The following is a 13,844-nucleotide window of genomic DNA, read 5'->3' on the forward strand; positions in this document are numbered from 1 at the left end:
CAAACTTCGCGTTGAAATTGATCTGCCCCACATTCAGCATACCAAAAGGCCGTCTGAAAAATTTCAGACGGCCTTTGTCTCAATAAAATGAATTCAGCTTACTTCTTACGTTGCGGAGGCAGGTCGGTACATGTGCCCAAAGCCACTTCCGCAGCCATGCCGATGCTTTCGCCCAGCGTCGGGTGCGGGTGGATGGTTTTGCCGATGTCCGCCGCATCGCAACCCATTTCAATCGCCAAGCAGATTTCGCCGATCATATCGCCGCCGTTGGGGCCGACGATACCGCCGCCGATGATTTTGCCGCTTTCCGCGTCAAAAATCAGCTTGGTAAAGCCTTGGTCGCAACCGTTGGCAATCGCACGACCCGAAGCCGCCCACGGGAAGGTGGCTTTGGTGATTTTTATGCCCTGCTCTTTGGCAGAGGTTTCGGTTACACCCACCCAAGCCACTTCAGGTGCGGTATAGGCTACACCCGGAATCACACGGGCATCGAAATAGGCTTTGTGTCCGGCACAGTTTTCAGCGGCAACATGGCCTTCGTGCACCGCTTTGTGCGCCAACATAGGCTGGCCGACAATATCGCCGATGGCGTAAATGTGCGACACGTTGGTACGTTGCTGTTTGTCCACTTCGATAAAGCCGCGGTCGGTAACAATCACACCGGCTTTTTCGGCACCAATCAGCTTGCCGTTAGGCGCACGGCCTGCGGCAACCAACACGGTGTCGTAACGTTGCGGCTCTTTGGGCGCGTTGGCACCTTCGAAGGTTACATAAATACCGTCTTCTTTCGGCTCTACGGCAACGGTTTTGGTGTTAACCATGATGTTGTCGAAGCGGTATTCGTTCAGCTTCTGCCAAACTTTAACCAAATCGCGGTCGGCACCCTGCATCAGGCCGTCCATCATTTCAACCACATCCAAACGGGTGCCCAGCGTGCTGTACACCGTACCCATTTCCAAACCGATGATACCGCCGCCGATAATCAGCATTTTGCCCGGCACTTCTTTCAAAGCCAGCGCGCCGGTAGAGTCGATAATACGGGGATCTTCAGGGATAAACGGCAGGTTCACCACGCGGCTGCCCGCAGCGATGATGGCGTTTTTAAATGCAACGGTTTTCTTCTCGCCGGTTTCTTCTTTACCTTCGCCGGAAGTCAGAGCCACTTCCATGTGGTTCGGGCCGACAAACTGGCCGTTACCGCGGATGACGTCCACTTTGCGCGCCTTCGCCATGCCGGCCAAACCGCCGGTCAGCTTGCCGATCACTTTTTCTTTGTAAGCGCGCAGCATGTCGATATCCAGCTCAGGCTCGGGATATTTGATACCGTTTGCAGCCAAATGGCGCACTTCGTCAATCACAGCAGCGTTGTGGAGTAAAGCTTTGGAAGGGATACAACCCACGTTCAGGCACACGCCGCCCAAAGTGGCGTAACGCTCTACAATCGCGGTTTTCAAGCCTTGGTCGGCTGCGGCAAATGCAGCGGAATAACCACCGGGGCCGCCACCCAACACAACCACGTCGTATTCGGCATCTGCCGAACCGCTGAATTGAGCGGCTTGCGGTGCAGAGGCAGCCGCTTTCGGTGCTTCTTGTGCAGGAGCAGACGCAGTTTCGGCTTTGGGTGCTTCGGCTGCCGCGCCGGCAGCTTCAATCACGGCAATCACGCCGCCTTCGGAAATTTTGTCGCCTACTTTGACTTTTACTTCTTTCACCACGCCGGCGGCTTCGGCAGGCACATCCATCGTGGCTTTGTCGGTTTCCAAAGTAACCAATGTATCGTCAACCGCCACGGTATCGCCCGCTTTGATTTCTACGGCGATGATATCCACGTTTTCATGACCGCCGATATCGGGGACCTTGAGTTCAATCAAGCTCATTGTTAAACCTTTCTGTAAAGCAGCCATCATGCTGCTTTATTACAATCTTGTTTTCAGACGGCCTCTAAGATTGCCAGAGGCCGTCTGAAAAGCCTTACAGTACCACGCGGCGGAAGTCTTTCAACAGGTTCGCCAGATACACGGTAAAGCGCATACCGGCCGCGCCGTCGATCACGCGGTGGTCGAACGACAGGCTCAACGGGCACATCAGGCGCGGTTCAAAGGCCGAACCGTTCCATACCGGTTTCATTTGCGATTTGCACACGCCCAAAATGGCCACTTCGGGAGCGTTCACAATCGGCGTGAAGCTTGTACCGCCGATACCGCCCAAGCTGGAAATGGTAAAGCAGGCACCTTGCATTTCATTAGGCTTGAGCTTGCCTTCGCGGGCTTTTTTGCTCAACTCGGTCAACTCTTGGGAAATTTCTTTCAAGCCTTTTTTGTCCACGTCTTTAATTACCGGCACAACCAAACCGTTGGGCGTATCGGCGGCAAAGCCGATGTTGTAGTATTTCTTCAAAATCAGGTTTTCGCCGTCAAGAGAAGAATTGAACTCAGGGAAGGCTTTCAGTGCGGTTACCGAAGCTTTGATAATGAACGCCAACGGCGACAGTTTCACACCCTCGCGCTCCCACTCTTTGTTCAGGGTTTTGCGGAACTCTTCCAACTCGGTCATGTCGGCTTCTTCGTTTACGGTAACATGGGGAATAATTACCCAGTTGCGCGACAGGTTTTGGCCGGAAATTTTCTTAATGCGGGAAAGTTCTTTTATTTCGATTTCGCCGAACTTGCTGAAATCGACTTTCGGCCACGGCAGCAAGTCCAAACCGCCGCCTAATGAAGCGGTTGCGGCAGCAGGCGAAGCTTTGCCCGCACCGCCTTGCATGGCGGCTTTCACGAAGGCTTTGATGTCTTCGCCGACGATACGGCCTTTCAAGCCCGTACCTTTTACCAAGCTCAAATCCACGCCCAATTCGCGCGCCAGTTTGCGTGCGGACGGGCCGGCATGGGCTTTGGCAAATGCAGCTTCGTTTACCGGTGTGTTGCCGAATGCGGCAACCGGAGCGGCATCGGCTTTAGGCGCGGCAGGAGCCGGAGCAGCTTGCGGCGCAGGCACAGCGGCTTTAGGCGCTTCTTGTGCGGGAGCTGCGGCAGGAGCGGCAGCTGCACCGCCTGCGGTTTCCACTTCGATAATTTGAGTGCCTTGTGAAACTTTGTCGCCCACTTTCACATACACGGCTTTCACTACGCCGGCAGCGGTGCTCGGCACATCCATGGTGGCTTTGTCGGTTTCCAAAGTAATCAGCGTATCGTCTTCGGATACGGTGTCGCCTACTTTGATCTCAACGGCAATCACGTCTACATTTTCGTGGCCGCCGATATCGGGTACTTCCACTTTTACAGTTGCGCCGCCCGCAACAGGAGCAGCTTGTGCAGGTGCGGCGGCAGGAGCAGGCTCAGCTGCTTTTTCGGCGACGGGCGCTGCTTGAGCAGCGGCACCGGCGGCTTCAACCAAGACAATCACGCTGCCTTCGGAAACTTTGTCGCCTACGTTGACTTTAACTTCTTTCACCACGCCCGCGGCATCGGCAGGTACGTCCATGGTGGCTTTGTCGGTTTCCAGCGTAATCAGGGTATCGTCGACAGCGATGGTGTCGCCCGCTTTCACTTCAACGGCAATCACGTCTACATTTTCATGGCCGCCGATGTCGGGTACTTTGATTTCTACGATTTGACTCATCGTGCTTTCCTTTAACAACCGCAGCAGCAATGTGCTGCGGCATGTTGTTTTGTTGTAAGACTTAAAACGGTTTCAAGCGGATATTCTTTTCAGACGGCCTCTTTCATTTTCAGAGGCCGTCTGAAAATATCATTACCGCTTCCAGCTCGGTGCAGTATCGGTTTTGATGCCGTATTTCTCGATGGCTTGCTGCACAACCACTTTCTCAATCTTGCCTTGGTCGGCCAGTGCGCTCAGTGCGGCAACGGCAACGTGGCGGCTGTCCACCTCGAAGAAGTCGCGCAGGTTGGCGCGTGAATCACTGCGGCCGAAACCGTCGGTACCCAAAACGTGGTAATCGTTGGGGATGTGGGCGCGGATGCGGTCGGCAAAACTGCGGATGTAATCGGTTGAAGCAATTACCGGGCCTTCATGACCTTGCAGCTGTTGGGCAACAAACGGCAGTTTGTTTTGTTCCATCGGGTGCAAGCGGTTGTAACGCTCAACTTCGATGGCATCGCGGTGCAGCAGATTGAATGAAGGTACGGACCAAACGTCGGCTTCTACACCGAAATCGGCTTTCAGCATATCGGCAGCTTTGATGACTTCGTTCAGAATCACGCCCGAACCCATCAACTGTACTTTCTTGTCGCTCTTCGCGCCTTCGCGGAACAGATACATACCCTTCAGAATTTCTTCTTCGATGCCTTTGCGTTGCGGCATAGCAGGGTGGGTGTAGTTTTCGTTCATCACGGTCAGGTAGTAGAACACGTCTTCTTGCTCTACATACATACGGCGCAAACCGTCTTGGATAATCACGGCCAATTCGTATTGGAAAGTCGGATCGTAAGACAAGCAGTTCGGAATCAGATCGGCTTGAATGTGGCTGTGGCCGTCTTCGTGCTGCAAGCCTTCGCCGTTCAGTGTGGTACGTCCTGCAGTACCGCCTACCAAGAAGCCGCGTGCGTGCATGTCGCCCGCCGCCCAAGCCAAATCGCCTACGCGTTGGAAACCGAACATTGAGTAATAAATGTAGAACGGAATCATGGCGTAACGGTTGTTGGCATAGCTGGTTGCCGCGGCAATCCAGTCGGCCATCGCGCCCGGCTCGTTAATACCTTCTTGCAGAATCTGACCGTCGGTAGATTCTTTGTAGAACATCAATTGGTCTTTGTCTTGCGGGGTGTATTGCTGGCCTTTGGGGTTCCAAATACCGTATTGGCGGAACATGCCTTCCATACCGAAAGTACGGCTTTCATCGGGCACGATCGGTACGATGCGTTTGCCGATTTGCTTGTCTTTCAACAAGGTAGAAAGGATGCGCACAAACGCCATGGTGGTTGAGAACTCGCGGTCGCCGCTGGTTTGCAGTTGCGCGTCAAACGCAGACAATTCAGGGATAGGCAGCGGTTCGGTATTCGGGTTGCGCTGCGGCAGATAACCGCCCAAAGCGTTGCGACGCTCGCGCAGGTATTTCATTTCTTCGCTGTCTTCGGGGAAGCGGTAGTAAGGCAGGTCGCCGCTTTCGATTTGCTCGTCGCTTACCGGAATGCCGAAACGGGTGCGGAATTTTTTCAGTGATTCCACGTCCATTTTCTTGGCTTGATGGGCAACGTTTTGGCCTTCGCCGGCAGAACCCATGCCGTAGCCTTTAATGGTTTTCGCCAAAATCACAGTCGGACGACCGTTGGCGTTGTTGGTAGCTTCGTAATAAGCCGCGTACACTTTGTGCGGGTCGTGGCCGCCGCGGTTCAACGCCCAAATTTCGGCGTCAGACATATTGGCCACCATGGCTTTCAATTCGGGCGTGTTGAAGAAGTGCTCGCGCACATACGCACCGTCTTTGGATTTGTAGGTTTGGTAGTCGCCGTCCAAACATTCGTTCATACGCTGTTTCAGTGCATTGTTGGTATCGTTGGCCAGCAGCGCATCCCAGCGGCTGCCCCAAATCACTTTCAATACATTCCAACCGGCGCCGCGGAAGTTGCCTTCCAATTCTTGAATGATTTTGCCGTTACCGCGTACCGGGCCGTCCAAGCGTTGCAGGTTACAGTTAATCACGAAAATCAGGTTGTCCAAACCTTCGCGGGCGGCCAGTGAAATCGCGCCTTGGCTTTCCGGTTCGTCCATTTCGCCGTCGCCGCAGAATACCCATACTTTGCGGCCTTTGGTTTTGGTCAGGCCGCGTGATTCCAAATATTTCAGGAAGCGGGCTTGGTAAATGGCCATCAACGGGCCTAAACCCATAGATACGGTGGGGAACTGCCAGAAATCGGGCATCAGGTGGGGGTGGGGATAAGAAGACAGACCTTTGCCGTCTACTTCTTGGCGGAAGTTGTCGAGCTGCTCTTCGGTCAGACGGCCTTCAACGAAAGCGCGGGCATAGATACCGGGGGCTGAGTGGCCTTGAACAAATACCATATCGCCCTCTTCGCCTTCGCCTTTGGCTTTCCAGAAGTGGTTGAAGCCGACGTCGTACAAAGTGGCTGCGGATTGGAAAGAAGCGATATGACCGCCCAACTCCAGATCTTTTTTACCTGCACGCAATACCATGGCGGCTGCGTTCCAGCGGATGATCGAACGGATGCGGTGTTCCAATTCATGGTTGCCCGGCGATTTTTGCTCTTTGCCCACCGGAATGGTGTTCAAATAAGCGGTGGTCGCGTCAAACGGCATGTGCACGCCGCGGCGGCGGGTATATTTCACCAATTGTTCCAGCAGGAAATGTGCGCGGCTTTCGCCTTCTGCTTCCAATACTGAGCTTAACGCGTCCAGCCATTCCTGGGTTTCAATCGGATCAGCGTCTTGGATTTGGGTTGACATAATCTATCCCTTCTGTTGAGTTTCAGAATCAGCCTGTTCAGACGGCCTCTTCTATTTTCGTTTATGAAACCTGCCCGGCTTTCTTGCTTTTCAGCGTCCGGCCAAGATACCAGCAATACATACTTCTTAATATTCAATGCACTAATAAAAGCGTTAGCATATTAATGCTTTATTGATATTTAAACAGAGTGAAAAACTGCGTTTGAATATATGTTACTTAATGCGAAATCCTATCAGTAAACGGGATTGCTGGCAAATAGACGTGAAGTTTGAGGCTGCTGTTTTGAACATACTCAGCCGATAAAATTTTCTGTTTGGAAAATATAAAACAGAAAAATACTTTGAAAATGTTTTATTTCGAAAAACAAGAAACAAAATCGAACAATTTGAAAATGTAAAAATAGTGGTGGCAAAAACTTTTTCAGAATATTCACAGGCGGATATCTGCACGCGCGGCCGAGCTTTTTTTACGCTTGAAGAATTTAGGTAGAAGCCGCAGCAGCCATACCACAAAATTTTCAGACGGCCTTACCGAGCTTACGGTTAATCAGCCGTTAAATCTCATGCCCTGCTCTGAATCCGGCACAAGCAAAACACGGGGCGATTCAACAGCGTTTCCTAATCGCAAGCTTTCTGCGTATCCCGGCTTTTCAATCTCAACGTCGCGAACCGCCGGAAAAATAGTTTTCCAAAGGCTTAGGCAAACCGTAGTTCTGCAAATCTTTTTCGGCCACCCAAAGGCCGTCTGAACCGTTTTCAGATGGCATCTTCACATCGGCAACGGCGGTAAACGGCGTAATCAACAGCAAGCGGTGGGTGAGGCGGTGGGTTACGGGCGCAGCTTCTTCGAGGCCGTCTGAAAAAACGGAAAAGCGCTCCGCGCGGCGGTGGAGTTCGGCCAGCGTTTCAAAACAAGGCACGCAATACAGGCCGCCCCAAATGCCTTTTTGCGGGCGTTTTTCCAGCCATACGCCGCCGTTTTGATTGCGCAGTATCAGCCAATACAGCGGCAAGGTATGCACTTGCGGCGGTGTTTTTTTCCTCGGCAGCTCGGCAATGCGGTTTTGGGCTTTGGCCTCGCACATGCTTTCCATCGGACATTCGCCGCATAAGGGTTTGGTGCGTTTGCACACGGTTGCGCCCAAATCCATCAGACCTTGCGTGTAAGCGGGCATGTCTTCGCGCCGTTCCGGCAGCAGACTTTCGGCCAATGCCCACAGTTCGTTTTCAAATTTTTTGTCGGCCGGATTGCCGTCGCGCGCAAACACGCGGCACAAAACGCGTTTGACATTGCCGTCTAAGATGGTTTCGCGCCGGAGAAAGGCAAATGCGGCAATGGCGGCGGCGGTGCTTCGGCCCACGCCGCACAGTTTTTCCAGCCCTTCGCGGCTCTCGGGGAACACGCCGCCGAAATCGTTTACCACCTGCTGCGCGGCTTTATGCAGGTTGCGCGCGCGGGTGTAATAGCCTAGGCCCGCCCACAAACTCAATACTTCGTCTTGCTCTGCTTCGGCAAGACTTCGAACGGTGGGAAAACGGGCGATAAAGCGGGGGTAATAATCCAATACGGTGGCGACTTGCGTTTGCTGCAACATGATTTCCGACAGCCACACGTTGTAGGCATGGCGAACCTGCCACGGCAGATGGTGGCGGCCGTGCGTTTTTTGCCAGCGGATAAGGCGTTCGGAGAAGGAAGATGCAGACATAACCATCGTATGAAAAAGGATATTTGAAGAGGAAAACGGAACCGGTGTTTTTGAAATGCACTCTGTTTTAACGGAAAACAATACGGTGCATTCAGATAAGTTTGAGGCCGTCTGAATCTTTGTTTTCAGACGGCATCGTTAAGTTTGCCCAAGCGCTATCATTGAAAAAGCCGGGAACCCTGCCCGGCCTTAGCATCTTGTTTACAGCGTGAAAGTAGCACGGTCGCTGCGGAGATTGGAACCCAATTCGGCTTCAATCAAGTTTTTGGTTTGAATGCAGATTTCGTCATCGCTGAAAGCCAAGCCCACGCCTTTGGGGCGGTTTACCGACGTGCGGGCGGGGTTGATCCAAGCGACTTGGGTGCGCAGGAATTTTTTGCCGGGGTGGTTGGTTAATTCCAATGCCAACAGCACTTCTTCGCCCAATGAAAAAGCATCGTCGGTCGGCACAAACAGGCCGCCATGTTCGAGGAACGGCATATAGCAGTTGTAGAGTGCCACTTTTTCTTTTAATTGCAAAGTCATCATTTTGCCCGGCAAGTCTTTTGCAGAATTCATAATTTTCCCTTATTTATTTGTTTTGCCAAAAGTTAAGATATTCGGTGAGTAAGTATTCGAGCTGCATTTTAACACTCAAGGTGTGGTGTCCGTAAGGGCTTAAGCGGTTCAGACGGCCTATTAGTGCAAACAATGCTGCCGGAGAAGTTTTCGCCCCCGTTTTTGCCAGCACGGCTGCGTATTCGGGATAATACAGCGGCGGCATATTCTGTTGCGCCAAACCCACATCCAGCAACCATTTGTGCAGCCAGTCGAGAAAAACCGCCAGCGGCTGCTTGTGTTTGTCGAACGCGGCGGCGTAATCGAGAATCGCCAGCAGGCGCGGGGCGGCAAGCAGGCCGAGCAGCTCTTCGCGCAAGCCGTCCAATTCGGGCGTGTGTTCGAACAGCGGCGCGCCACCGTGGAAAGCCAGCAACGCTTCGGCATGTTCGGTGCCGCGTTCCTGAAGATATTGCAGGGCTTCTTCGTACGACGGCGCGGGCAACACCATTTGGCGGCAGCGGCTTTTGATGGTGGGCAGCAATTTGTCGCGCGCGTGCGTTACCAGCAGAAACACCACGTTTTCCGGCGGCTCTTCCAATACTTTCAGCAAACCGTTGGCCGCCTGAAGATTCATGCTTTCGGCCGGATGCACCAACACAATCCGCCTGCCGCCGCGCACGGAAGTTAAGTGGATATTCTCAACAATATCGCGCACGGCATCGATTTTAATCTGCAACAGCTTGCGCCCCACCGCCTCGCCTTCGGGGATTTCCGGCGTCAGCTCGTAAAAATCGGGGTGGCTGTTTTGCCCGAACAAATGACACGACGGGCAAACGCCGCACGGCCCACCTGCCGCATCGGGTTGTTCGCACAGCAAGGCTTGCGCGGTGTGGCGGGCAAACACGGTTTTGCCGGTGTTTTCCTTGCCGGTAAACAGCCATGCGTTGGGCAGGCTTTGCCGGTGCGCGGCGATTTGCTGCCATTGGGTTTGATGCCACGGATAAATCATCTGAACGGAGTGCGTTGAAAAAGAAAGCGGATATTATACCCAATAACCTTATCTTTCAGACGGCCATATTTCAGACGGCCTGACACGCCGGCCTGCGTTCTGCTAAAATATACGCCAAATCAACTATATTTTCAGACGGCCTCATGATTAAAGGCCGTCTGAAACCTTTTGGGCAGACCACATCATGAACGACAAACCCGAAGTTACCCCCATCGACCGCCCCGTGCTGAACCCGCCCGGCGGCGGGAAAAAAGTGCTGCTGCATTCCTGCTGCGCCCCCTGTTCCGGCGAAGTGATGGAAGCCATGCTCGCCAGCGGCATTGATTTCACCATCTTTTTCTACAACCCCAACATCCATCCGAAAAAAGAATACGAAATCCGCAAAAACGAAAACATCGCGTTTGCCGAGAAACACAATATTCCCTTTATCGACGCGGATTACGATGTAGACAACTGGTTCGAGCGCGCCAAAGGCATGGAAATGGATCCCGAACGCGGCCGCCGCTGCACCATGTGTTTCGACATGCGTTTCGAGCGCGCCGCCCTTTATGCCCACGAACACGGCTTTCCCGTGCTCACCAGCTCTTTGGGCATCTCGCGCTGGAAAAACATGAACCAAATCAACGACTGCGGCCACCACGCCGTCGCCCCTTACGATGATGTGGTGTATTGGGATTTCAACTGGCGAAAAGGCGGCGGCAGCGCACGCATGATCGAAATCAGCAAGCGCGAACATTTCTACCAGCAGGAGTACTGCGGTTGTGCGTATTCGTTGCGCGATACCAACCATTGGCGTAAATCGCAAGGCCGTCCGCCGATTAAAATCGGTGTGAAATATTACGGCGACGAAGAAGAAGCCGAGTAATCACGTCCGTATCAATACAAGTTAAGAAGCCGTCTGAAAACACTTTCAGACGGCCTCTTTTTAATGTTTCACATCCGACAACATATTGAATAACCAAACCGAACTCTGTGCAAAATCAGCAATCATGCCGCAATATTTGCGTTCAAAACCCGCAAAACGCGCTTTCAGACGGCCTCAAATCTCACAAAGCTTGCCGCGCGGATATTGCACGGCTGTCAGGCTCAATCAAAACTGCTCGTCATGGCGCAGATAACGCCATTTTCCCGGCGGCAGGCGGCCCAATTTCACTTTGCCCATGCGGATGCGTTTCAGGCCGGTAACGCGCAGGCCGACTAATTCGCACATGCGGCGGATTTGGCGTTTTTTGCCTTGCTTCAATACAAAGCGCAGTTGGTCTTCGTTTTGCCATTCCACCTGCGCGGGCTTGAGCTTTTCGCCGTCGAGGCTCAAGCCGTGGTTGAGCAGCTTCAAACCCTCGCCGCTCAACTTTCCCCGCACACGCACGAGGTATTCTTTTTCGCTGCTGCTGTTCTCGCCGATAAGCTGTTTGGCGATACGGCCGTCTTGCGTCAACACCAGCAAGCCCACCGAATCAATGTCCAAACGCCCCGCCGGTGCCAGCCCGAAGCGGTGTTTTTCGCTGAACTCGATGCGGCTGGTGTCGCCTTCCCAATGGTTTTCGGGCGTAATCAGTTCGGCCGCCGATTTATAGCCTTTTTCGGCCTGTGCGCTTACATAACCCACCGGCTTGTTGAGCAGAATCGTTACCCGCTGCGCCTGCTTTTCGTGCGCCTGTTTGTTGAGGTCGATGCGGTCGGCGGCGGTAACTTTTTGGCCGAGTACGGCAGTTTGCCCGTTGACTTTGACCCAGCCTTGCTCGATGTAGCTGTCGGCTTCGCGGCGGGAACACAAGCCCAGTTCGGCCATGCGCTTGGAGAGGCGTACCGGTTCGTTGGAGGGTGGTTGCATGATAAAAAAGCCTTTCAGACGGCCTGAAACCTTTGCCGCGCCCACCGTTTGCTTTGTGCACGCTCCGCCGGAAACCGCAGGCCATCGGGTAACCGATTGTGTGTTAAAACTCAATTATATAGTAGGGCGGGCATCCTTGCCTGCCGATAAACTTCCGCGCCAATCTTACGGCAGGCAAGGATGTCTGCCTCACGCGTCTATATTTTTCAGACGGCCTCTGCTCCCGCTCCCGTTGTCGGCTTTGCCCTTTACGCGCGGTTATCGGCTATAATTCGAGAGATATTTTCATTTGCAAAAAGGAAGCGCTATGCCCAGTTTTTACCCCCACCCGATTATTGCCCGCGAAGGTTGGCCGTTTATCCTCGGCGGCCTGATACTCAGCATTGTGATAACGGCATGTGCAGGCTGGTGGTCGCTGCCTTTCTGGGTGTTTACCGTTTTTGCTTTACAGTTTTTCCGCGACCCCGCGCGCCCTACCCCTCAAGACGAAGATGCCGTCTTAAGCCCGGTGGACGGCCGCATCGTGGTGGTTGAGCGCGCCACCGACCCCTACCGCAAAGTCGAGTCGTTAAAAATCAGCGTGTTTATGAACGTGTTTAACGTGCACTCCCAACGCTCCCCCATCGACGGCACGGTAACGGCGGTGGAATACAACCCCGGCAAATTTTTAAATGCCGCGCTCGACAAAGCCAGCACCGAAAACGAACGCAACGCGGTATTGGCCACCACCCGCAGCGGCCGTGAAGTAACTTTCGTGCAAGTGGCCGGTTTGGTGGCGCGCCGCATCTTGTGCTACACCCGCGTGGGCGACACGCTGCGCCGCGGCGAACGCTACGGCTTTATCCGCTTCGGATCGCGTGTTGACGTGTATCTGCCTTTGGACGCTCAAGCGCAAGTTTCCATTGGCGACAAAGTGAGCGGCACCAGCACCATTTTGGCACGCCTGCCGCTGACCGCACCCGCAGCGCCGCACACCGAATCTGTTCCCCAAGCTGCCGAAGCCAAAGCGGTACAAGAAGCGGCAGCCGCACACCATCCCGCGACCGAATCCGCCGCGCCCGTGGCTGCTGAAGCGGTTGAAACCGGCCACACTGTCAGCCAAACCGACATCGAAGCCTCGGCCGAAAAAGTACGCGCGGCAGTTGAAAAAGAATTCGGCAAACAGGAATAAGGGGGGGGGGGGTCGCACAACCCTATTCTCTTGGTCTGATAAAGGCCGTCTGAAAAAAATCCCGCAGTCCTTGTAACAAGAAACTGCGGGATTTTTTCAGACGGCCTCAAACTTTATTTACAAACTTTCCAGCGCCTGCTGCACGCGGTCGGGCGTTAGCTTGTTCAAACAATCCATGTGCCCCAGCGGACATTCGCGCTGAAAGCACGGCGAGCAGTCCAAATTCAAGCTCACGATGGCGGCCTGTTTGCTGAGCGGCGGCGTATGGTCGGCGCTGGAAGAGCCGTAAACCGCCACCAGTTTGCGTCCCAACGCGGCGGCCAAGTGCATCAAGCCGCTGTCGTTGCACACCACGGCATCGGCACATCCGAGCAAATCAATCGCTTCCGACAAACTGGTTTTGCCGCACAAATTGACACACAGGCCGTCTGAAAGCGTATTGATTTCTTCCGCAATATCAAAATCTTTTTGCGAACCAAACAGCCAAACCTGCCAACCTTGCGCCTGATAACGGCGGGCGAGTTCGGCAAAATGGCGCGCGGGCCAGCGTTTGGCCGGGCCGAATTCCGCTCCGGGGCAAAACGCCAGCACGGGCTTTTCGGTATTCAAACCGTGCGCGGCCAAAGCAGCGCTGCGGCTTTCGGGCTTGATGCTGAACAGGGGATGTTCGGAATGGCCGTTGAAATCGGCTTGGGAAGGATGCGCCAGCGCGGTGTAGCGGTCCACCATCAAAGGCAGCGCTTGTTTATCGAGCTTGCGGATATCGTTGAGCAGCAGATAACGCGATTCCCCCACATAGCCGGTGCGCTGCTTGATACCCGTTGCCGCGGCAATCAGCGCCGACTTGAGCGAACCGGGCAGCACAATCACCTGATCATAGCCGCGCTTGCCCAACGCCCTGCCCGTTTGAATGCGTTTTTTGAGTTGTAACGCGCCGTGGCCGAACGGGTTTTCAATGATGTCGTTCACCTCGGGCATACGCTCAAACACGGCCATCGACCATTTCGGCGCAAACACGTCAATCGTGGCGCCGGGGTTCAGCTCATGCAAACGCCGGTACAGCGGCTGGGTCATCACGCAATCGCCGATCCAGCTCGGCGAAATAATCAGAATTTTTTTAGGCATATTTTTGTGGGTGTGGATAGTGTTGCGGCTTGTGTAGGT

10 protein-coding genes are annotated in these 13,844 nt (G+C 53.9%); 2 read left to right on the plus strand and 8 right to left on the minus strand.

Annotated features, from left to right (window positions below; genetic code table 11):
* Window positions 1-98: 98 nt before the first annotated feature.
* The 6 genes from lpdA to LVJ85_RS10195 form a co-directional block, all read right to left on the minus strand.
* Window positions 99-1,877: a dihydrolipoyl dehydrogenase gene (lpdA, locus tag LVJ85_RS10170; protein WP_244739706.1), complete on the minus strand. Its 1,779-nt coding sequence runs from the start codon at window positions 1,875-1,877 to the stop codon at window positions 99-101.
* A 94-nt stretch (window positions 1,878-1,971) separates the two neighbouring features.
* Window positions 1,972-3,618, minus strand: a complete 1,647-nt coding sequence (gene aceF / locus LVJ85_RS10175) for a dihydrolipoyllysine-residue acetyltransferase (protein WP_244739707.1) — start codon at window positions 3,616-3,618, stop codon at window positions 1,972-1,974.
* A gap of 132 nt (window positions 3,619-3,750) precedes the next feature.
* Window positions 3,751-6,420 (minus strand): pyruvate dehydrogenase (acetyl-transferring), homodimeric type, encoded by a 2,670-nt coding sequence (gene aceE, locus LVJ85_RS10180; protein WP_244739708.1) that lies wholly within the window; start codon window positions 6,418-6,420, stop codon window positions 3,751-3,753.
* A 656-nt stretch (window positions 6,421-7,076) separates the two neighbouring features.
* A complete protein-coding gene (gene mutY, locus LVJ85_RS10185; protein ID WP_370686913.1) occupies window positions 7,077-8,126 on the minus strand; it encodes an A/G-specific adenine glycosylase in 1,050 nt (349 codons plus the stop codon).
* Window positions 8,127-8,327: 201 nt separating this feature from the next.
* Window positions 8,328-8,684, minus strand: coding sequence for a PilZ domain-containing protein (locus LVJ85_RS10190; RefSeq protein WP_244739710.1), 357 nt, complete (start codon window positions 8,682-8,684; stop codon window positions 8,328-8,330).
* A 13-nt stretch (window positions 8,685-8,697) separates the two neighbouring features.
* A complete protein-coding gene (locus tag LVJ85_RS10195; protein ID WP_244739711.1) occupies window positions 8,698-9,675 on the minus strand; it encodes a DNA polymerase III subunit delta' in 978 nt (325 codons plus the stop codon).
* A 184-nt stretch (window positions 9,676-9,859) separates the two neighbouring features.
* Here LVJ85_RS10195 and LVJ85_RS10200 point away from each other — a divergent pair, with 184 nt between their 5' ends.
* A complete protein-coding gene (locus LVJ85_RS10200) occupies window positions 9,860-10,540 on the plus strand; it encodes an epoxyqueuosine reductase QueH (protein WP_244739712.1) in 681 nt (226 codons plus the stop codon).
* A 225-nt stretch (window positions 10,541-10,765) separates the two neighbouring features.
* Here the strand turns inward: LVJ85_RS10200 and LVJ85_RS10205 are convergent, their stop codons facing one another.
* Window positions 10,766-11,509, minus strand: coding sequence for a pseudouridine synthase (locus tag LVJ85_RS10205; RefSeq protein ID WP_244739713.1), 744 nt, complete (start codon window positions 11,507-11,509; stop codon window positions 10,766-10,768).
* A gap of 307 nt (window positions 11,510-11,816) precedes the next feature.
* Between LVJ85_RS10205 and LVJ85_RS10210 the strand changes: the two genes are divergently transcribed.
* Window positions 11,817-12,680: a phosphatidylserine decarboxylase gene (locus LVJ85_RS10210; protein WP_244739714.1), complete on the plus strand. Its 864-nt coding sequence runs from the start codon at window positions 11,817-11,819 to the stop codon at window positions 12,678-12,680.
* Between the two features lie 117 nt (window positions 12,681-12,797).
* Here the strand turns inward: LVJ85_RS10210 and waaF are convergent, their stop codons facing one another.
* Window positions 12,798-13,805, minus strand: a complete 1,008-nt coding sequence (waaF, locus tag LVJ85_RS10215; RefSeq protein WP_244739715.1) for a lipopolysaccharide heptosyltransferase II — start codon at window positions 13,803-13,805, stop codon at window positions 12,798-12,800.
* Window positions 13,806-13,844 lie beyond the last annotated feature (39 nt).

The sequence above is a fragment of the Neisseria sp. Dent CA1/247 genome, assembly GCF_022870825.1.
Lineage (GTDB): Bacteria > Pseudomonadota > Gammaproteobacteria > Burkholderiales > Neisseriaceae > Neisseria > Neisseria zoodegmatis.